12 protein-coding genes are annotated in these 21632 nt (G+C 69.0%); 3 read left to right on the top strand and 9 right to left on the bottom strand.

Annotated features, from left to right (window positions below):
• Positions 1-99 precede the first annotated feature (99 nt).
• The 4 genes from HH310_RS25990 to HH310_RS25970 all read right to left on the bottom strand — a co-directional run bounded on the left by HH310_RS25990 (position 100) and on the right by HH310_RS25970 (position 6712).
• A complete protein-coding gene (locus tag HH310_RS25990; RefSeq protein WP_169178263.1) occupies positions 100-1410 on the bottom strand; it encodes a radical SAM protein in 1311 nt (436 codons plus the stop codon).
• A gap of 88 nt (positions 1411-1498) precedes the next feature.
• Positions 1499-2338, bottom strand: coding sequence for a DUF4386 domain-containing protein (locus HH310_RS25985; RefSeq protein ID WP_211192638.1), 840 nt, complete (start codon positions 2336-2338; stop codon positions 1499-1501).
• Positions 2339-3647: 1309 nt separating this feature from the next.
• Positions 3648-6035 (bottom strand): AAA family ATPase, encoded by a 2388-nt coding sequence (locus HH310_RS25975; protein ID WP_169178261.1) that lies wholly within the window; start codon positions 6033-6035, stop codon positions 3648-3650.
• A complete protein-coding gene (locus HH310_RS25970; RefSeq protein ID WP_312034316.1) occupies positions 6032-6712 on the bottom strand; it encodes a hypothetical protein in 681 nt (226 codons plus the stop codon). The genes HH310_RS25975 and HH310_RS25970 overlap by 4 nt, the downstream gene beginning before the upstream one ends.
• 449 nt (positions 6713-7161) lie before the next feature.
• On the opposite strand from HH310_RS25970, the gene HH310_RS25965 reads away from it, so the two are divergent.
• Positions 7162-10011 (top strand): GH92 family glycosyl hydrolase, encoded by a 2850-nt coding sequence (locus HH310_RS25965; protein ID WP_169178260.1) that lies wholly within the window; start codon positions 7162-7164, stop codon positions 10009-10011.
• Positions 10012-10057: 46 nt separating this feature from the next.
• Here the strand turns inward: HH310_RS25965 and HH310_RS25960 are convergent, their stop codons facing one another.
• From HH310_RS25960 to HH310_RS25940, 5 genes are all read right to left on the bottom strand, one after another.
• Complete coding sequence (locus tag HH310_RS25960) at positions 10058-10828, bottom strand: SDR family NAD(P)-dependent oxidoreductase (protein WP_169178259.1); 771 nt, start codon at positions 10826-10828, stop codon at positions 10058-10060.
• A gap of 105 nt (positions 10829-10933) precedes the next feature.
• Positions 10934-12322, bottom strand: a complete 1389-nt coding sequence (locus tag HH310_RS25955; protein WP_169178258.1) for an FAD-binding oxidoreductase — start codon at positions 12320-12322, stop codon at positions 10934-10936.
• Between the two features lie 69 nt (positions 12323-12391).
• The gene (locus HH310_RS25950) at positions 12392-15580 is read right to left on the bottom strand and encodes a BTAD domain-containing putative transcriptional regulator (protein ID WP_169178257.1); all 3189 of its coding nucleotides are present in this window, start codon (positions 15578-15580) and stop codon (positions 12392-12394) included.
• 1443 nt (positions 15581-17023) lie between these two features.
• Positions 17024-17554, bottom strand: coding sequence for a DUF4352 domain-containing protein (locus tag HH310_RS25945; protein ID WP_312034315.1), 531 nt, complete (start codon positions 17552-17554; stop codon positions 17024-17026).
• 170 nt (positions 17555-17724) lie between these two features.
• Positions 17725-19935, bottom strand: a complete 2211-nt coding sequence (locus HH310_RS25940) for a fibronectin type III domain-containing protein (RefSeq protein ID WP_211192637.1) — start codon at positions 19933-19935, stop codon at positions 17725-17727.
• 282 nt (positions 19936-20217) lie between these two features.
• On the opposite strand from HH310_RS25940, the gene HH310_RS25935 reads away from it, so the two are divergent.
• A complete protein-coding gene (locus HH310_RS25935) occupies positions 20218-20769 on the top strand; it encodes a prolyl oligopeptidase family serine peptidase (RefSeq protein WP_396027544.1) in 552 nt (183 codons plus the stop codon).
• A gap of 191 nt (positions 20770-20960) precedes the next feature.
• Positions 20961-21164, top strand: a complete 204-nt coding sequence (locus HH310_RS25930; RefSeq protein WP_169178254.1) for a cold-shock protein — start codon at positions 20961-20963, stop codon at positions 21162-21164.
• Positions 21165-21632: the final 468 nt, after the last annotated feature.

Raw genomic sequence — 21632 nt, 5'->3', positions numbered from 1 at the left:
TCCAGCGGTCGAACGTCATCACAGGTGCGCCCCCCGGGCACATGTTATGCCTGGTAGCGCCCCTGACGACAGTGCTCTTGCCGGTTGTTGGCCGGGGTCTTACTCGTCGTTCGCCGGCAGGCTGTCCATGAACGAGCTGACCGAGAAGACCGCGCGGCCGGCGCCGGCCGGTCCGTATCCGGGCGGGCTGGACAGCCCGTTGGCCTCCATGACAGCGCGGTACGTCTCCAGCAGCCGGACGTGGTATTCCAGCGGCGCGCCGTCCGGGTTGGTCTTGCCCAGCGGGGTGGTCGGTTCCGGGCACCAGGTGGTGAAGCGCGGCGTGATCCCCCGGGACATGAAATACTCCAGGCCCTCGGCGGTGGAGTCGATCGCCTCGTTGACCGTGGTGAAGCCGAACGGCTCGGCCATCTCGATGCCGGCCACGAAGTTCGGGATGACGTTGCGCGCCCCGAAGATCTCGGCGGAGTCCAGGATGCGGCGGTGCCACTCCTCCCGGCCCACGTACCGCTCTTTACCGGGGCAGTACAGCTCGAACAGCCGCTTGTCCCACACTTCGTAGTTAGGGTGATAAATGCGGACGCCGTAGTCGTGGAAGCGCTGCACGCTCTCGCGGGGCAGCGCCTGCGCCACCACCTTGCCGATCCAGCGACCCGGGAAGTGCTGCTCGATGGCCTCCGCGTACTGGCCGTAGAAGTCGGCCTCGGCCTTGCCACCGACGTGCGAGGTGATGCTGCCGCCGGTCAGCGTGTACGCCCGGGAGGCGCCGTCGGTGTCGTACTTGGCGATGATCTCCAGCGCCTCGAGGACCTCATCGACCGGCTTGACTCCGGTATACGGCCGGCCGGCCGCCTTGTGCTGACGCCAGTTGTGGTTGATGTCGCAGTACTGGCACTCTTCCTTGGCGCCGAAATACTGACAGACGCGGAAGACTGTCAAGTAAATCAGGTATCCCCATTGGATGGTCGGCGCGACCTCCATGACGGACTTCCCGTTGGCGAGCTTGTGCTGGTAATACGGCGGCATCGGGGGCAGCCCGACGTCCGCGATCGGCTTGTCGTCGAGGAACAGCGTCAGCTTGCCGTCCGCGTCGGGCTTCACCCGGTACGGCGAGTCGGGGTTGGTGCGCACCGAGACCACCGTGCGACGCAGCTCGTACGGCCCGCCGGTCAGCACGATCTCCTCCGGGGGGCGGCGCAGCGCGGCCTCGCCCAGCTCCGGCAGCGTCCGGTGGTCGAACGAGAAGATGAAGTACGACTTCGGCTTGACCTGCCCGTTCTCGTTGTCGGTCAGCGCCGAGTCGTCGAACGCCATCCCGCCGCGCAGCAGATCCTCCTTGATGATCGCCTCACGCGGCACGTGGGGAAAACGCCCCATCAGGTCCTCGACGAGGTCCGTACGCGATGTCATGTGTCCTCCCGCTGTTGCCCTCGCAACCATACGTCCCCGCTCCGGGCCGCCCGCGACCCTCCCTAGATCAACTCCGTACGCTAAAACCTCAACCCGCATTCAAGTCAAGTTCCCGGTACGCCCGTGCCCCGGCACCCCGGAAGCCCTTGGTGACCATCCAGACGCCGACGGCCAGCTCCCAGCCCGCGATCGGCAGGGTGGCCAGCAGCGACAGCCCGGAGGTCTGCTCGTTGCCACCGAACAGCGTCGCGAGCCCCGCGGCGACCAGCAGCGGCGCGCCGATCAGGCCGACCACCGGGATGACGCGCGGCACGAGGCGGGCCCGCAGCAGCAGCGTCCCGAACATCGCCGCGTTCAGCGCGGGCATGATCCCTGGCCCGAACAGAAAGGTCCAGTCCTTGACCGCGACCAGCGCCTGCCCCACCACGCTCAGCGTCGCCGGGTCGGCCGCGCCACCAGGGACGCCCGCCGGGTTCCCGGCCAGGACACCGCTCGGGTTCCCGGCCAGGACACCGCTCGGGTTCCCGGCAAGGACACCGCCTGCGACGCCGCCCGGGTTGCCGCCCAGGTCGCTGGCGGGGGCGGCGATCGCGGCGCCGATGGCGTCCTGCCGCAGCGTGACGACGGCGAGGACGCTGACGACACCGACGATGATGATCCCCGCTTCGATCAGGCGGGTGGTGAGGAAGCCGAGCGCCAGCGACTCGCCGTGCCGCCGGATGACCGGGAACACGACCACCGCGGTGGCGGCGCAGGCGAGCGCGGTGACGAAGTCGAGCAGGCCACCCCACAGAACCCGGGTCTCACTCCCCGCGCCGAGGATGAAGCCCGGGTCGTCGAGGACCGGCGCGAGCAGCAGCAGTGCGGGCACAGAGGCGACGAAGGTGATGAGGTAGAAGACCCCGCAGAGACGCACGTTGATGTTCATGAGCCGCAGCGTAGGGCCCGGCGCGGGAACCGGTCATCACCACAGGTGATGAGATGACGCCTCGACGTGGCGAGTTGACTGCATTGACGTCTTGAATCAATGCAGTCAACTCAAGTCAACACGTCGCCCGCGAGGACACGCCCGGGCAAGCAGCCAGCCTCGCCGCGGGCGGCCACAACCTGCACGACGCCGCGGCTCCCCACACCCGCAAGCAACCAGCCTCGCTGTGGCCGGCCACAACCTGCACGACGCCGCGGCTCCCCACACCCGCAAGCAACCAGCCTCGCTGTGGCCGGCCACAACCTGCACGACGTCGCGGCTCCCCACACCCGCAAGCAACCAGCCTCGCCGCGGGCGGCCACAACCTGCACGACGTCGCGGCTCCCCACACCTGGGCCGACTCCGGCATGACCGCGACCAAACGAGCCGAATAGTTGCACAACCCGGGATGGGCGCTCCCGAACACTGTAACGATTCAACTGCTTCGCTCGTTCGAGCGCCGATCCCCGTTTTGGTTTCGTAGTCCACGCCCGCGCCGGCCAGCGTTTGGTCGCCGTCCCGCCGGACGCCTTCTGAGCAGAGCATGCGCATCGCGGGATCGGGGCGGCTTTGTCCGATTAGGAAGCCTTCGTGCGGCGGGTTCGAGTGTCCGGTGTAGACCTTGGAGAGTTGTGGTCGATATGTGGGCGTAACTCTCCAAGGTCTCGATTCCAGGTCTTGCCGGCGGCCTCCAAAAGCCGCGAAGTAACACGAATCATCCGTCCAATGTAGAGGCCTGTCCACGATGTGGTCTGTCCCTGTCACATCGCGGGACGCTCGGCCGGATCGGCCATCAAGATTCGCAAAATCCACGATGCACGAGGTGCCCACAAGGCACAATTGCCGCAAAGCACCACCGAGCGGACCACCGCGCGTGCCGTGCCGACCGCAAGGCGGGCGGCACCCCGAACGCGGCTGCGGCAGGCAAGCCCGCCGCACGTGACAGGTCCGGCCCACCACGTGGCCATCCCGGCGCACATGGCCAGTCGACCGCAGGTGGCCAGCCCGGCGCACATGGCCAAGCATGCCCGCGTGACCAATGCGGCCCGCGTGATTAACCCGGCCCGCGTGGCCAGCCCGGCCCGCGCGACCAGCCCGGCCCGCGCGACCAGCCCGGCCCGCGCGACCAGCCCGGCCCGCGCGACCAGCCCGGCCCGCGCGACCAACCCAGCCCGCGTGACCAACGCGGCGCGCGCGAGGGCGCGGCGGCCGTGCTGCGTGCCTGCCGCGCCCTCGCGTCATGCGGTCATGAGCGCGTCTCGATGTGCGGTCAGGACTCGCCGTCGGTGCCGGACGGGGCGATGCCGTTGTGTGAGTTGACCGGCGCCGGGCCGCGCCACACTTCGTCGTTCGGCACCGGCTCGAAGTCCACCAGCCCGGGCATCGTCATCTCCGGCTTCGCGTGCGTGCGGTGCGCGGCCAGCGCCGCCCGGTGGTAGTCCTCCAGCTCGGTGAGGAACCCGCTGTCGGCGTAGACCGTGCCGTCGACCAGCGGGCCCGGCCGGCCCTCCAGCACCGCCACGACGTCCTCGCCGGTCAGGGTCTTGTGCGACTCCAGGGCGTGGGCCAGGGCGAGCACCTGCCGGCGGTTCTCCTCCAGGATCTCCGCGGTGCGCTTGAGCAGCACGCCGAGGTTGTCCTCGATCCGGTCGGCCAAGGCGCGGCGTACGGACATGTCGTTCTTCTCGGCGTTCGGCGGCGCGCCGCCGGGGGTGCCGGAGCCGATCCGGCTGGACGCCGCGTAGGAGGAGACGGTCGAGCCCATCCCCCACACGCCTTCCATGTTGGTCGCGACCGAGGTGGCCGACTCGAGGTCGCCGGAGACACCGGACGAGCTGTCGCCCTCGAAGAACATGCGCTCGCCGGCCAGCGACGCCAGCGCGACGCAGATGTCCGACTCGTAGTGGCTGCGCCAGCTGGTGAACTGGTCCTCGGGCGGGATGCTCGCGACCATCCCGAGGTAGCCGCTGCCCTTTTCGATCGTCGCGATGTCGATCTCCATGTGGTGCCGGGTGCGGTAGGCGACCACCGCGTGGCACGCCTCGTGCACCGCCACCGCGTGCCGTTCGCGCTCGATGTACTCGACGTTCTCCGCCGGGCCGAGCTCCTTGAGCTGCTTGGCCCGGATGATGTCGCGCCACGTGATCGCGTCGCGCCCGTCCCGGATCGCGGTGATCAGCGCCTCGTTCACCATGTCCTTGATGGTGGCCCCGGTGGCGTACGGGGTGATGGTGGCGAGTTTGTCGATCTGCTCGGGGGTGAGCTCGTGCTTGACTTTGTCGAGGTAGCCGTCGTACGTGCGGACCCGGCCGGCCTTGGTCGGGTAGCCCACCTTGTAGATCCGGTCGATGCGGCCGGGTCGCAGCAGTGCCTCGTCCAGCGCCTCGGGCAGGTTGGTCGCCATCATCACCAGGATGCGGTACTTGGGTGGCGGCTTCGGACGCATGCCCAGCACCCGGCGTACGTGCCGGTTGACGAAGCCGCGCGGCTTCTTCAGGCCGGACAGCTCGGTCAGCAGCGCCTCGAGCGTGCCCATGCCGCCACCCCCGCCGCCCATGCCGGGGAACCCGACCTGCGCCTTGTCGGTGGCGGAAGGGGCCGCGGCGGCCGCGTTCTGGGTGAGCATCCAGCGCGAGTCGTTCGACAGGTACGAGAAACCGTTGCAGCCGGCCGCCTGGAACGGCGCCGGCGTCATGCCACGCGGGAAACCGCCGCCACCCTGGGCCAGCGCGCCGCGATTACCGAGCGAGTCGGCCTCGTCGAAGAAGACGATGACGCCCCCGTAACGCAGGGCGAGCTTGCGCAGCTTGCGGAACAGTCCCTTGACCTTCAGCACGCCGACACCGAAGAACATGTTGATGAAGGCGCCCGGGTCGACGAACACGTACGGCTTGCCGGTCTCGCCGGCCACCGCCTCGGCCATCAGGGTCTTGCCGGTGCCGGGCGGTCCCCACAGCAGGATGCCGCCGGGCACGTACCCGCCCTTGGCCTCGATCGCCTCCGGGTTCTCCAGGTAGACGATGTTCTCCTTGACCCGCTCCAGCACATGGTCCTGGCCCCAGACGTCGGTGAAGCGGGTCTTCACGTCGTCCGGGAAGTAGACCTCGACGCCGCCCCGGGACAGGAACCAGAAGATCGCGCCGAACTGGGCGACCGCCACGAACAGCACGAAGATCACTTGGAGGAACAGCGGGGCGGCCGACCAGATCAGGGCCGGGAGCTGGAACAGCGCGGTGAACGGCGACGTCTTGAGCACCTGGCCGAGGATCAGCGCCAGCACCGCGATGACGAGCAGCCACTTGAACACCCGCAGGATCCGGTACCGGGTCCAGTCGGAGAACTTCCGATGCGTGGACCGCTCGAAGCCGCCGAAGATGCCCTCGGCCCACAGCCGGTGGTAGCCCGGGGCGTGCTCGCTGATCAGGAAGTGCAGTTGCCGGACGAGTTCCAGGCCGACGAGCACCAGCAGCACGATTCCCTTGGCGTCGCGCAACTGCAGGCGTACGGCGTCACCGAATGGCAAAATGGGATCGTTTGCCATCGATGCCCAAACGATGGCGAACCACGCCGCCACGAACAGCAGCAGGAATTTCACCCGGTCCCAGAACGAAAGCCTCTTCCGGGTCGGCCGGGGGGTATCGACCTGGATCTCGGTCATGAGCTGCTCCTCACCGTGAACGACGTCGCGATGTCGTTCAGCTCGCTCGACCGGTCGCTGTAACACCGGGAGGAGCATCGGATGATCAGCTCATAGAGCTTGCTGCTGTCGCTGTTCACCAGCGCTATCTGGTCGAAGGTGTGCAGCACGCTGTTGTCCATCTCGTATTCGTAGGTCACCCGCACGCCGTGCAGGCCGCTGGACGGGGTGAGGACCTGGTCGCGCAGCAGCTGGAACCCGGGAAGCCCGCCGGTCGCGGTGGCCGCGGCCTGCTGGCGAGCGGCATCGGTGACCGGCAGGAACAGATCCCGCAGCGAATCCAGCGAGATCTCGTTCTGCGCCTCCGGAGTCAGCGGGGAGACCCGGGCGTAGACCACCGGCTCGTCCGTCTCGTCGCCGGTGACCAGGTGTTCCGCGGTCGGATGCGCCGACGCGTCGTACAGCACCGACCACCACGCCTGTTCGCGTTGCTGGGCGGCGACCGAATCGGGGTTGGTGCCGCTCAACGCGTCGTCGAGCGTTTTCGTATCGGCCGCATGCCAGTCGTGGGGCACCTTGAAATAGGTCATCTGCCCCGAGTTCTTGACATAGTTGAATTCCGGCGCCGCGCAGGCACCGAGGAGCAGGACGCCGGCGGTTGCCGCCGCCGCGCCCCATCGCATTGCTCGTCTCAGCACAAAGGTCCACCACTCCGACTTCAGGACGATCACCGCAGACAACGCTTGCCGGTGCGCATTTGTTCAAGCTGTGAGTTGTCCGACTCGGGGGAACGAGACTTCAAAAAATAGCCGTTATCGGCGCATATTAATGGCGCCCTGACGTCCATTGAGCATTCATTTCCCGCGCTGGCCTGGCGATCTCCCGGCCGGCGCCCGGGGCTCCGGCGGTGCCCGCCGGCGCGCGTTCACATCGGATGGTGTGATGTCGCTGACACCCACGCGGACGCGCTGACCCCCGCCACCGTGTCCATCCTCGACATCGGCGCAGGTCACCACGTGGATGCCGGGAGTGGCCGGCGACCTTCCGGGGCGGCCTAACACTTCTTACAAGCCGGAAACAACTTCTTGACACATCTGACGGAGTCGATGTTGGCTCTGCTGACAACGTTGTCAGGGAGAGGAACCTGATGCTTCGAACTCGTGTCCTCGCCGCGTTAGCCGGGGTGGCAGTGACCATCCCGATCGGCGCGGCAGCGCAGGCCTCCGGGCCCGCACAGCTCATCTCGAACCCGGTCAATTACGTAAATCCGTTCATCGGCACGACGAACGCCGGCAACACCTACCCGGGTGCCGTGAAGCCGTTCGGCATGCTCGCCTTCAGCCCGCAGACCTCGCGGGGCCAGCTGGCCACGCCCGCGCCCGGCGGGTACGAGTACAACGCTCCGAAGATCCGCGGGCTGAGCCTGACCCACGTCAGCGGCGTCGGTTGTTACGGCGCGAACGGTGACATCCCGATCATGCCGTACGTGGGTGCGGTGACCACCTCGCCCAGCGCCGACACCGGTGACGTCGTCTACGGCAGCACGTATCAGCACGCCAACGAGGCGGCCGCGCCCGGCTACTACAAGGTCGGCCTGGACAGCGGTGCGGGCGCGGAGCTCACCGTCACCGACCGCACCGGCATGGGCAAGTTCACCTTCCCCGCCGACAAGCCGGCCAGCCTGCTGTTCCGTACGTCCATGTCGGAGACCGGCAGCACCGATGCGACGGTGCACATCGACCCGAAGACCCGCACGATCACGGGCTCGGTCAGCGCCGGTAACTTCTGCGGCCCGCAGAGCACCGACAACTCGCACTCGTACTACACGCTGCACTTCGTCGCGACGCTCGACCAGCCGTTCAGCACGACCGGCACCTGGAAGGACGCGACCGTCACCCCGGACAGCACCGACGCGGCGGGCGGCAGCGGCTACAGCGGCGGCCAGCCGGTCGCCGGCAAGGGCTCCGGCGGCTACGTCACGTTCGCGCCGGGGACGAAGGCCGTGTCGATGCGCGTGGCCATCTCGTACACGGACCTGGCCGGCGCCGAGCACAACCTGGCGGCGGAGCAGCCGGGCCGGATCGGCTTCGACACGATCAAGAAGAAGGCGCAGGACGCCTGGAACGACCGCCTCGGCAAGATCAAGATCGGCGGCGGCACCACCGCGCAGCGCACCACTTTCTACACCGCGCTCTACCACTCCACCCTGGAGCCGACGCTGACCAGCGACGTCGACGGCCGCTACTACGGCGCCGACGACAAGATCCACCGGCTTGCCAAGGGACAGAAGGCGCAGTACGGCACCTTCTCCGGCTGGGACCAGTACCGGGCCCAGGTGCAGCTGCTGGCCCTGCTCGACCAGCGGCAGGCGGCCGACTATGCGCAGTCGCTGTTCAACTACGCCACCCAGCGCGACGGCGAGTGGGACCGCTGGCTGCTGGAGAACGGCAAGACCAGCGTCATGTCCGGCGACCCGTCCGCGGCCGCGGTGGCGGCGATCTACGCGTTCGGGGCGAAGGGCTTCGACGCGAAGGGCGCGCTGAAGTCGCTCGTGACGGCGGCGACCGTGCCGACTGACAACGATGTCAGCGACGCCGGCTGTAACGTCGAGTGCTTCGGGCAGCGTCCGTCGCTGCAGGACTACATGGACCTCGGCTACGTGCCGGCCGACGACTGCCACTGCTGGGGCGGCGCCGCCGAGACCCTCGAGGACTCGGCCGCCGACTACGGCATATCGCAGCTGGCCCAGGCGCTCGGCGACAAGAAGACCGCCGCCACGTTCCTGGACCGCTCGCACAACTGGCGCAACGTGTTCGACCCGGCGGCCAAGGCCGAGACCGGTCTCGAGCACAACATCCGCGAGCACGTCACCGCCATCACCGCCAGCTCGGAGAACGCCCCGAACGAGGGCAAGGCGCAGGCGTTCGACGGCGACAAGGGCACCAAGTGGCTGACCTTCGCCACCACCGGCTTCATCGGGGCGCAGTTCGACAAGGCGTACACGGTGAACCAGTACGCGCTGACCTCGGCCAACGACGTGCCGGGCCGCGACCCGGCCGACTGGCAGCTGCAGGGCTCGAACGACGGCCAGGACTGGACCACCGTCGACACGCAGACCGCGCAGACCTTCGCCGGGCGGGGCGTGACCAACGAGTACACGGTCGCGAACCCGCAGGCGTTCAGCTACTACCGGCTGAACGTGACGAAGAACGGTGGCCAGCCCATCGTGCAGCTCGGCGAGCTCGAGCTGGCCGACCCGAGCGTGGCGACCCCGGTTCCGGCCGACGGCGCCTTCGTCGGCTGGGCGCGGGAGCGCAACCGCGACGGGTCCTGGGCCGGCGGCTTCTCCCCGTCGACCGGGCAGGGCTTCGTCGAGGGCACCAGCGCCCGGTACACGTGGATGGTCTACTCCGACGTGACCACGCTGGCGCAGAAGATGGGCGGCAACGACGTCGCGGTCCAGCGTCTCGACGCGTTCTTCCGCAACCCGGACGGCACGTTCGACTTCAGCGCCAACAAGGGCACCCGCTTCGACGTGGGCAACGAGCCGGACATCCAGACGCCGTACCTGTACAACTACTTCGGTGCCGCGGCCAAGACGCAGGAGACGGTCAAGGCGATCATCGACACCGAGTGGAACGACGGGCCCGGCGGTATCCCCGGCAACGACGACGCGGGCACGATGAGCTCCTGGTACGTCCTGTCGGCGCTGGGCCTCTACCCGGCCGTGCCGACCCGGGCCGAGCTCAGCCTCACCACCCCGTTGTTCCCCAAGGCCGAGGTTCGCCTCGGCAGCGGCCACAAGCTGACCATCGACGCCCCGAACACCGAGTCCAAGCACTACGTACAGGCTCTGAAGGTGGACGGCAAGTCGACCACGCACGCGTGGCTCGCGGCCAGCACGGTCACCAAGGGCGGCCACCTCTCCTACACGCTGGGCAGCACGCCCAACGCCAAGTGGGGTAGCGGCCGCGGCGACGTCCCGCCGCAGAACTGAGAACCACCGGGGCCGACCTTCCCCCCAAGGCCGGCCCCGGGCTCTTTCAGCGGCCCGCCATCACGCCGCCGTCGACGCTCAGGATCACCCCGGTCACCCAGCTCGCGTCAGCGGAGAGCAGGTAGGTGATCGCCGCGGACATGTCCTTCGGCGTCCCGACCCGGCCCAGCGGATGCAACGGCAAGAACCCCTCCAGCGCGGCCGGCACCTGTTCCTTGGGCAGGAACTTCTCGAAGATGGGCGTCGCCACCGCGCCCGGGGCGACGGCGTTGACCCGGATCTGGTGCGGCGCCAGCTCCAGGGCCAGGTTGTGGGTCAGGGCATGCAGCCCGCCCTTGGCCATCGAGTAGGCGCTCGACGGCGTGAGCCCGATCGCCTGCAACGCCCACATGCTGCCGACGTTGACGATCGACCCGCCCTTGCCGCCGTCGACCATCCCCCGGGCGACCGTCTGAGTGATGAAGAAGATCGCCCGGGTGACGTCGTGGTACGTGTCGAAGGCCGCGTCGTCGTGGTCGAAGAACGGCTGCGGCAGGAACGTCCCCGCGGAGTTGACGAGCAGCGTCGCGTCCGCGTGCTCGGCCGCGAGCTGCTCACGCACCCGGCGTACCTGGTCACGGTCGCGCAGGTCGCCGGCGATCCCCCAGGCCTGGCCGGTGGCGGACAGCTCCTTCACCGTCTGGTCGACCTTGTCCTGGTTCTGGCCGATGATGACGGCGCTGCCGCCCCGCTCCACCACGTCGATGGCGGTCTGCCGCCCCATTCCGCTGCTGCCACCGACCACCACGAGCTTGCGACCCTGGAAAGCCTCGGTCATGACTTCTCCCTTCCTTGTGGCGTACGCCTGACCGGCTTCCAGTGACTTTCATTTGGATCGCTACCGCTCGCCTACGAGGTTTACCCGGTCCGCCCCCGGGTCGCGCTACGCCTTCGACGGCGCGATGTTCTGGTTCAGCCGGAACACGTTCGCCGGGTCGTACCGGTCCTTGACCGAGACCAACCGGTCGTACGTGTCCCCCGGGTACGACGAACGCACCTGGTCCGGGCCCGCGGCCTCACCGGTGAAGTTCACGTACGCCGAACCGGTCCCCACCCCGTCGGTGGCCCGCCGTGCCCAGGCGACCGCCTGGTCGAAGCCCTCCGCACCGGGCGTACGCGCGACGACGTTGAGGATGAACTCCTTGTCCCGGTTGTGGAACGCGCTGCCCCCGGCCGGCGGCCGCGACATCGCCCCACCCAGGTGGTGGACGTGGATCTCGGTCATCGGGGTCGGGATCTCCGCGTACGACCGCAGCAGCGACGCGACCGTGTCCGCGCCGATGCCGTCGAGGAAGTTCGACCGGAAATAGTTGTGCACGCCGCGCGGGTACAGCGGGTCGATCAACTGCTGCATCCCCAGGTACGGCATCGGGGAGAAGACGTCGGCGATGACCGGAGCCAATTCCCGTACCGGCTGGGTCTGCTTGTCGCCGTCGGCCAGCGCGCCGGACCACATGCCGAGAACCGCCACGATCGGCTTGCCGTGCACCTCCTCGGGCAGGAACGGCACCGGCGGCGCCGTGGTCAGGTTGAGCACCGTGGTGAGCTCGTCCGGCGCGCTCGCACACGCCTCCCGATAACCGTTGATGATCTGCTCGGCGTACTCGCCCGGGTAGAAGACGCCGCCGGAGAACACCATCGGGCCGACGTCGTGCAGCGTGTACTCGAACGAGGTGACCACCCCGAAGTTCCCGCCGCCGCCGCGCAGCGCCCACAGCAGGTCCGGGTTCTCGTCGGCGTCGGCGCGCAGCAGCTGCCCGTCCGCCGTCACCACGTCGGCCGCGACCAGGTTGTCCGCGGTCAGCCCGAGCCGCCGCACCAGCCAGCCGATACCGCCGCCCAGCGTGAACCCGGCGATCCCGGTGCTGGAGATCAGCCCACCGGTCAGCGCCAGGCCGAACGCCTGGGTCTCCGCGTCCATGTCCCGCCAGAGCACCCCGGCCTGCGCGACGACGCGCTTGTTGATCGGGTCGACCCGGATCCCCTTCATCGGCGACAGGTCCAGCACGATGCCGTCGTCGGTGGTGGAGAAGCCCGGGATGCTGTGCCCGCCGCCGCGCACCGCCAGCGGCAGGTTCTCGCTGCGGGCGAACTGGACGCCCTTGATGACGTCCGCGACGCCGGCGCACCGTAATACGAGTGCGGGCCGGCGGTCGTGCGCGCCGTTCCAGATCGAGCGCGCCTCGTCGTAGCCGTCCGAATCCGGCGTGATCAATTCCCCGCGTACGCCTTGGGACAGTTCCGCCAAGGTCGCCTCGCCTAACGCGGTCATACCAATTCCCCCTGTTGTGCCTAGGTGTTTTGCCTCGACAAGCCAAACAGCCGAGCCCTGAGCAGGGTCTTAGCGCGCCTTAGCGAGAATTTCCGCGGTCTTTGCCAGGCCGATCCGGCAGCCCGCCTTCGCGAAATGGGTGGCCGCCTCCCGGGCGTTTCCGGCGGTGTCCTGCCCCAGCTCGGCCAGGAACAGCAGCGCCCACCCGGTCAGCCGCGGATAGCCCTGCGGGCGTAACGCCTCCACCGCCTGCCCGGCCAGCTCCCGGCTCCGGTGCCGATCGCCCGCGAACAGCTCCAGCACCGCGAGATCCAGCAGGCCACCGCCCGTGCCCGGGCCGTCCTCGATCTCCTGCGAACGGTGCAGCGCGGCCTCGGCCAACCGGCGGCCGGTGTCGATGTCCCCGGCGGCGGCCTCGGTCAGGCCCAGATTGGCCAGCGTCAAATTCTCGCCGCGACGGTCCCCCAGCTGCCGCCGCAGCCGCAGCGCCTCACCCAGGTGGGTGCGTGCCGACGCGTACGAGCTGAGATCGCGCTCGATGCAGCCGAGCTGATGCAACGCGAAAGCCCGGCCGGCGTCATCGCCCAGCCGCTCGAACACCTCGGCCGCGTGCCGCACCGCGCCGGCCGCCATCGGCAGATCACGGTCGGTCCGGTACGCGGACCCGATCGCCGACCAGATGTACCCGACGGCCTGCGCGCGCCCGACCCGGCGCCCGACCAGCGCCGTCTCTTCGAACGCCGGCACCCACCGCCCCGCGCACGGCACCAGCACCAGCGTGGCGGTCACGACCGGCAGGAAGGGAGCGGTGGCGCTGGGCACCCGCTCCACCGCGGCGAGGGTGTCGTGCAGGAACTTCAGGGCCGCGGTCGTCTCCTCGCGGGACAGCTCGAGGACACTGCGCAACCAGTACGCCGCGGCGACCACCTCGGGCGCCTCCTCGGCCATCCCCCGGTCCGCGATCGCGAGAGCCTCAGCCGCGTTGCCCCGAACCGGTTCCAGGAAGCCCGCCAGCACCCGGGTGTAGTCCTGCCGCGGCGCGATGGCGACCGCCGCCTCCCCCAGCTCGGCGAACCGGTCCACCCGCCCCAGCCGGGCATCCAGCAACGCCAGCGCCAGCAGGGCCCGGGCCCGCTCCTCGCAGCAGTCCGGCGAGGCCGCGGCCAGCGCCTCCTCCAGCCAGCGCGACCCCTCGGCGAAGTGACCGCGGGCCAGCCAGAACCGCCACAGGCTCACGGCGAGCAACAAGGCCCGGTCCGGGTCGGTACGCAGCGCCCGGCCCAGCGCCACCCGAAGGTTGTCGTGCTCCTCGTCCAGCAGCTGTGGCCGGGCCTCCACCACGTCCCGGCGCCGGTCCGGGTCATGATCCACCGCCAGCCGCAGGTAATACTCGAAGTGGGCCGTCCGGGTGCCGGCCTCCTCACCGGAGTTCGCCAGCTGCTCGCGCCCGAACTGCCGGATCGTCTCCAGCAGCCGGAAGCGCGACCGCTGCCCGGCCGGCTCGGCCAGCACCATCGACTTGTCCACCAGCCGGCCCAGACAGTCCAGGATCATCTCCGGCGCCAACGGCTCCGCGGCCCCGACCCCCTCGGCCGCGGCCAGCGTGAACCCGCCCGCGAACACCGACAGCCGCCGCAGCAGCACCTGCTCCGGCTCGGTCAGCATCCCGTGACTCCACTGCAGAGCCGCCCGCAGCGTCGCGTGCCGCGTCATCCGGTCGCCGCCACCGAGCACGGTCAGCGCGTTACCGAGCCGCTCGGCGATCTCCGCGGGCGCCAGGTGCGCCAGCCGGGCCGCGGCCAGCTCGATCGCCAGCGGCACCCCGTCCAGCCGCCGGCAGATCTCCACCACCGGCCCCACGGTGTCCTGATCCAGGTGAAATTCCGGCCGTACGTCCAACGCCCGCTCCACGAACAGCCGCACCGACTCGCGGCCCAGCGCGTCATCGACCGCTTCCGCCAGGTCCGACATCTCCGTCGACGGCACCCGGTCCGGCACCGCCAGCGACGGCACCCGAAGAATCACCTCACCCGGCACGTGCAGCGGCTCCCGGCTGGTGGTCAGCACCCGCAGCGCCGGGCACTCCGCCAGCAGCCGCCTGAGCAGCCGCGCGCAGGCGTCCAGCACGTGCTCACAGTTGTCGAACAGCAGCAGCACATCCCGGGCCACGAGCCGCGCCACCAGCACCCGCACCGGATCCGCCCCCGCCGCCGGGTCCAGCCCCATGGCCTCGGCCACCGCGTCCGACAGCCGCTCCGCCGCCGTAACCGGCGCCAGGTCAACCAGCCACACCCCGTCGGCGTGCCGCGCGATCAGCCCGCGCGCCGCCTCCTCGGCAAGCCGCGTCTTCCCGACCCCGCCGGGCCCGGTGAGCGTGACGAGCCGCGCCCGCGCCAGTTCGCGCCTTACCTCCGCGACTTGCCGTTCCCGCCCCACAAAGCTGGTCAGCCCCGCCGGAATGTTGCTCCCCGCGCGCGCCCCCGCGTAGCCCAACCCAACACCCAGGCCCACCCCCGCGTCGGCCGGCCCGACAGGCATTCCTGTCCCAACGTCGGCGCCGCCGGTGCCCGCACCCGTGTTGCCGTCGCCGGCACCCTCGGTCCGCGTGTCTGCCCCTCCACCCGTTTCCGAGCTCCCGATGAGCAGGTCCCGATATAACCGCCGCGTATCCGGGTCGGGATCCGTACCAAATGTCTTGTCCAGGTCCTCCCGCAGCCGTTCATAGAGCGCCAACGCCTCGGACCGCCGCCCTTCCCCCGCAAGCAGCCGCATATAGGCACGCGCGGCCGCCTCATGCACCGGATCCGCCTCGTTCGCCCGGCGCAGCGCCTCGGCCGCCACCGCCGCGTTCTCCGCCTTTTCCGCATACGCCACGAGCACATCGCAATACGTCTGCCGAAGGTCGTTCCGCGGCCCGCTGGCCCACTCAGCAAACCGATCCTCAGGCAGCAGTTCCCCCGCGTACGCCTCCACGGCCGCCTCGAGATCGGCCAGCTCCCGGCTGGCGAGCGCATGACCCGCGAGCTGCCGAAACACCCGCACATCGGTCTCCACCACGCCATCGGCCCGGAGCACCACCAGACCATCCCGCAGCGCCAGCAGCTCCCCATCGCCCCCGCCCAGCTCCCGCCGCGCGACATGCAACGCTTGATGCAGGTTGTTGGCCGCCGACGCCGCACTCCGATCCGGCCACAGCAATTCGAGCAGCTGCTCCCGGTGCATCCGCTGCTCCGGCGCCAGCGCCAGCACTTTCACCACGGTCCGCGCTTTACGCAGCCGCCAGGGCCGCCCACCGACGTCAGACCCCGCGACGTCGATAGCGAATCCCCCAAGCAGCCGGATACGCATCTTCCCCCCGAGCCCGACCCTATGCCCGCGACCAGCGAGATCGCGACAGCCTGCCGCCTTACCGACACCCACCCCACCCCCGCCACCCACCAGCCGCCAGTCCCCAGCCCCCCGCCGCCGCACCCCTAGCCGACCGACTCACCCCAGCGACGCCGTCACCTTCGGTTCGTCAAAGACTCCGACCCCAACCTCGCGGCCCGGCCCGAGTCGCGTAGCCAAGCCCAGCCTCGCGGCCAAGCCCAGCCTCGCGGCCAAGCCCTGACCTCGTGGTGGCCAAGCCCTGACCTCGTGGTGGCCAAGCCCTGACCTCGTGGTGGCCAAGCCCTGACCTCGTGAGGCATCCTAGGATCCTGGACTGATAGCTCCCTAGTCTGTCGAGATCGCGCACAGGATCTACCGCTATCGCGACAAGCCGCTAGCACCACCCGGGCTCGGCTCGCTAGCACCACCCGGGCTCGGCGGATCTCGGGGGAAACCTCACCTGCGGGCGGTCGCAGCCGGTGGGTTGGGAGTGCAGGCGCGGTGGGCTTCTAGCGCCGGCAGAAACTGGACTCCGACTGAAATTCCGTGCGTGCGGAGAGACGCTCCCGGAGACCGAATCCCGAAATGTGAGCGCGATGACCACAATGCGGAAGAATGTATGAGCCGGGCGGAGGATTCGTCTGATTTGCAGCATTCGAAGTCCGATTTCGAAGCGCGAATTCGAGATCTTGGAAAGTTACGCCCATATTTAGACCACAACTCTCCAAGGTTCACATTTTTCACGCCGAAGCCCGAGGACAAAAGCCGCCTACTCCCACAAAGAACCATCCAAAAGGGACGGCTATCTCGAATGGTGGAACGCCCATCCACATAGAAAGACGCCGCGCCCACATAATGAGCCAATCGCGCGCCTACATAGTGAGCCAATCGCATCCCGCGTCCGGCGCAGGCGTGGTTCATCCTGGATGGCGCTCCAGCTTCCTGCGATCCACCACGATATATCGCGAAAAATCGGGCAGCGGGCTGGTCATCGGGTACTGCGGCAAGATTCGAAAGGGCGCGCAACTAACGCATCCGCTGCACAAGAAGGTTGGCCCGGACACGGCCGACTGCCCTCGCCAGAACGCGGTGCGCGCAGAGGGCTACGGCAAATCGGTACCGCGAGGCGCCGGGGAGCCGCCACGAGCCGGAGGCCGAGGCGCGGCGCGGCGCGGCGGAACGCAGGGTCAGGCGGCTCGGCGCGATCACGAGCCGGAGGCCAAGGCGCGGCGCCGCGGAACGCAGGGCCGTTCGGCTCGGCGCGATGGTGGGAAAGCCGACCGGGGTGCGGACCGGCCACGCCGTGCGGAGGGGCTGACGGCGCAGCTGCCGTCACCTCAAGGTCACTCGCGCCCCGCCGGACAGGAACGAGTCGTGTAGCTCCAGGCTCGTCAAGGTCACCGGCTTGGGGACGTCGAAGACCAGCTTGCCGGTCACCCGCTCGCCTGGGTCGATCTTGTTCACCAGGGTCCGGATGTTCTGGTTGGCGTACAAGCCGGCCAGCTCGTCGTCGCCGAACTCGGTGCCGGCCGCGTCGAGAGCCTTCTGCGCGCTGCCCAGAAAATACTTCGGGCGGTCGGCGATGTTCTTCACCGATAGGCTCACCACGCAATATTTGCCGGCCGCCGTGCGACGCAAATGTTCGACGCCCACCTGGGTTTTCGAGCAGTCCACCCGGGAGACCACGAATTCGAACTTTCCGTCCCGCACCGCCTTCCCGATCCCGGGCGGCGGCGGCGAAGGCCGAGCGGGCGGGGTCCCACCAGCGGCGGCCGGGGCCGGCGCGGCCGCATCCTTACGCACCGGATTCCCCGCGTTCATGCCGACGAGGAAAATGGCGATCAGCGCGACCACCGCGCCCACCGATCCCAATATGGGCCAGAGCAGATGAGAGGGGCGTGGCGTCGGCATCGGGCACTCCGGTTGAGCAGGTTTCCTCAACTGTCAACCCGCCACCCCGGCGATGACACCGATTCGTCCAAACACTGACAACCCGGGGGACCTGGCAAGCGGGTCCCCCGGGGTCGCAAGGGTCAGGAGACCGTGAACGGTCCGGCGACCCCACCTCGGTTCGACTCGATGAAGATCACCGTGGGCCGGGTGGCCGGGGCCGCCCCGTTCCGCAACCGGATGTCGATGTCACCGATGCCCGGCGGCGCCGCCGCGACGACGGTCCCGGACGCGATCGCCGGCGAGGCAAGCGACCCTACGTGGACGAGCACTGTCGCTCCCACGAACGACCCGGTCCCGGTGATCCGGAAGTCGTTCGCCTTCCACTTGGCCGTCCCGATCGTCACCCGGTCCACCGCCGGCGTGACCAGCACGTCGTCGGACTTCGAGCCGGCCGGCGAGGTGACCGTCAACCGGAACGTCAGACCCTTGTTGGTCATCGGGTACCGGTAGAACGGCATCGTGAACGACGGGCTCAGCGTGCTCGCCCCGGACAGCGTGACCCGGTCGGGGTCGTTGGCCGCGATCGGGTTCGTGGTGCCGGTGGCGAGCTGGGTCCAGGCGTACGTGGCCGGGGTCGTTGATCCGGCGCCGCTGAGCGTGACCGTGGTGTTGCGAGCCACGGCGGCCCGGTCGGCTCCGGCGTTCGCGACCACGGCGCCCTGAATCGTGACCGGACCCAGGCGCGGGGACGCTTCCCCGTACCCGTTGACGTTCCTGGCCTGCACCGTGAACGAGTAGTTCGCGTCCCCGGTCAGCCCCGTGATCGTCATGCTGGTCGCGGTCGTCTCCCGCAGGTTGCCCACCGGGGTGCCGGCCGCGTCGAAGACCTGTACGCCGTACCCGGTGACGGACGGGTCGTTCAGGGTCCAGTTCAGCGTGACCTGTCCGGCGCCCACCACGGGCGTACCGAAGGTCGGTGCGTCGGGGGTGGGGGTGTTGGTGATGGTGTAGTTGCGTTCGCCGACCAGCGAGACGTTGCCGGCCAGGTCGAACGCCGCGAACTTCAGCGTCGTGGTGGCCGCGATGGTGATCGGCCCGGTGTAGAGGATCGCCGAGGCGGACAGCACGTCGGCCAGCACCGGATCGGTCCCGTCGGTCGTGTAGTAGATCTCCGAGCCCGGCTCGTTCGCCGACAGCGTCACCTGCCGTGCCGTCGGGTAGCTGCCGTCCGCGAGGGAGGCCGCCACGGTCGGCGGGGTGACGTCGGTCTGCGCCTGCACGACCACCGGCGGGAACGTCAGACCGACGCTGCTCATCGAGACGACCTCGATGTCGTAGTCCTCGGTGGCGGACAGCCCGGTGATCGTCGTGCCGCGAGCCGCCTGGCCGGTGATGCGACGGCCGATCTCGACCTGCTCACCGCCGGTGACGGTGTGCGCGACCGCGGTGACCCGGTAGCCGGTGATGGCCGGTGTGCCGGGGATGGCGACCGCGGGCGTCCAGTTGAGCCGCACTCCCCCGGCGACCTTCACGGCGGTCACGCCGGTCGGCCCGGGCGGGCCGGACTGCAGCGGTCCGTTGGGGCAGCCGCCCATGCCTGGACCGCCGGGCTCACCGAACTCGGCAATGGTCAGACCTTGCCGGTTTCCGTCCGGGTCGGTCTGCTCCCAGGACAGCAGCCGCTCGCCGAGCCCGGCGTTCGCGGCGATCTGAGCGACCGCGGGGTCGGCGAACTCGTACGTGGCGGTGAACGTGTCCCCGGTGATGGAAAGTCCGGACTGGTATCCGCCGCGCGGCGCCGGCACCAGCGGCCCGGGCAGCGCCCGCACGTCGCGTCGGGCGACAGCGGTCGTCGTCAACGCGGGTTCCACGATCCGCTGCTCGATGTTGGCCTGGTCGACGGTCGCGCCGATGTGCCCGGTCACCGTCACCGTGGTGCCCTGCTGGACGGCGTCGGCGGTGACCATCGCGTCGCCGACGACGGTCTGTGCCACCGGTTCGGCCCCGAACCGGATCGACACGACGTCGCCGGGCAGGATGTCGGGGGTGACGTTCACCCCGGTGCCCGCGCCCCAGCAGTAGCCGCCCGGGTGATTGACCTCGAAGGCCACGTCCCCCTCGGCGACGACGCCGGCCGCGGACCCGACGATGCCCACTCCGGGGCGGGTGACTTCGATGATCGCGGTTTCTCCGATGTGGTCCTGATATCCCTCGACGGTGACGAAGTCACGGTTGGGGAAGACCACCAGGTTGTCGGGGAAGGTCGGCACGCCCGCGGCGGCCATGGCCCCGGACGGGATCACGGCTATCCCGACGCCGGCGGCGACGATGGCGGACACAGCTATTCGCAAGACACGAGGTTTCGATGCATGGCGTAGAGGCATCTATGGCTCCGTTTCGAAAGCAGGGGTTGCGCCAAGCTATGAAGGCCGCCTGAAGCCACCCTGAAGAAAACCTGAGGCCCGTTCCCGTACGCCGGGAGCACCGTCCCCGCCGAAGCGCTCTGTTGCCAAGGCCACCAGCCCGATCCCGCCCCGCACGGCGGCCGGGGCCGGCGCCCGCTCGTCGTCTGGCTGCACGGCGGTGGTGAAGGTGCTTCGCTGCCGGACGATTACTACGACAACGAGACCACGTTGCGTGCCAACCGCGGGGCGCTGGGCTTCGCCACCCCGCAGGCGCAGCGCATTTTCGACGGCGCGTACGTGGTCGCCCCGCAGAGCACCTCCTACTGGATCGAGGACGGTCCCCGGTTCGCCCCGCTGATCCGCGAGATCATTCGTGACCTCGTACGCAAGCAGGGAATCGACACCGACCGCATCCACGTCGCCGGCTGCAGCAACGGCGGGTACATGAGCCTGGAGATGACCACCCTTTACCCGGACCTGTTCGCCACGTCGGTGCCGATCTGCGGGCTCGTCACGGATCTGATCCCCGATGCCTCACTGGCGAGGATCAGCACACCCACCTGGCTGGTCGCCTCGCTGGACGACGACACCGTGCCGCCACAGGAAAATACGGTGCACGCGGCCGGCCTCATTCCGGGCGCGCGGGTGAGTCTGTACGACCACGTGATCTGGAACGGACATCAATTTCCCGGTCACTGGTCGTGGATCTATGTGGCCCGCAACGACCCGGCCGTACGCGGCGAACACATCTGGCAGTGGATGGCCCGGCGCGAGCGCTGACGCCCTGTGAAGGCACCGCCACTGTGCTAACGTGGCCGCGTTGCAGTTTTGATTTCCTGAGACGTCTCCACGCCTGATGGGTGATCTCGACCCATCAGGCTATTTTCGTCGGTACTCGGTTTTCCGGGGCGATCAACGCGGCGACGCGAGGCCCGCAAGGTGCGGGTCTCACAGGTCGGCAAGGAGCAATCATGGCTACCGGTACCGTCAAATGGTTCAACGCGGACAAGGGTTTCGGCTTCATCACCCAGGATGACGGCGGCAAGGACGTTTTCGCGCATTTCTCCGCCATCGTGACCCAGGGTTTCCGCACCCTCGAGGAGAACCAGCGAGTGGAGTACGACGTGACGCAGGGCGCCAAGGGCCCGCAGGCGGAGAACATCCGCCCGCTCTGACGAAGCAACCCGGCCGCGAGGCTGGATGATGGACGGCCACCGCGTGATCTCGCGCGGTGGCCGTTCCGTGTGCAAGAGGCAAAGTGCCGCCGGTGCGCGACACGGCGAACGCACGCTTGCACGCGTAGGGTGAACGCGCCGGCTTTTCGCAAAGCGGTGGCCCCAGTCCGCCGGCGGCGGGCGAATTCACGAGAGTGGCTCATGATCATCTCAAAGGAAGTTGTTCTCGCCGTCCTCCGGGAGCGCGGCCAGCACGCCCGAGCCGATTTCGTCGATCGCGAGCTGCCCGACCGCATCGACACCGATCACCATGGCAGCCTGCTGGCGATGCTCCACCTCGATCCGGCCGAGTTGGACGATGACAAATCACGCGACTAGCCCCGGAGGGGCGGCCCGTGGCCGGCTGCTCTCCGGCGGCCATGAAATCGTATGCGGGCATGACGTTTCCGCGGTGTTAGGCTGCCATCG

It is taken from the genome of Actinoplanes sp. TBRC 11911 (assembly GCF_012933445.1).
Lineage (GTDB): Bacteria > Actinomycetota > Actinomycetes > Mycobacteriales > Micromonosporaceae > Actinoplanes.
This window is presented reverse-complemented; position numbering and strand designations above follow the sequence as displayed.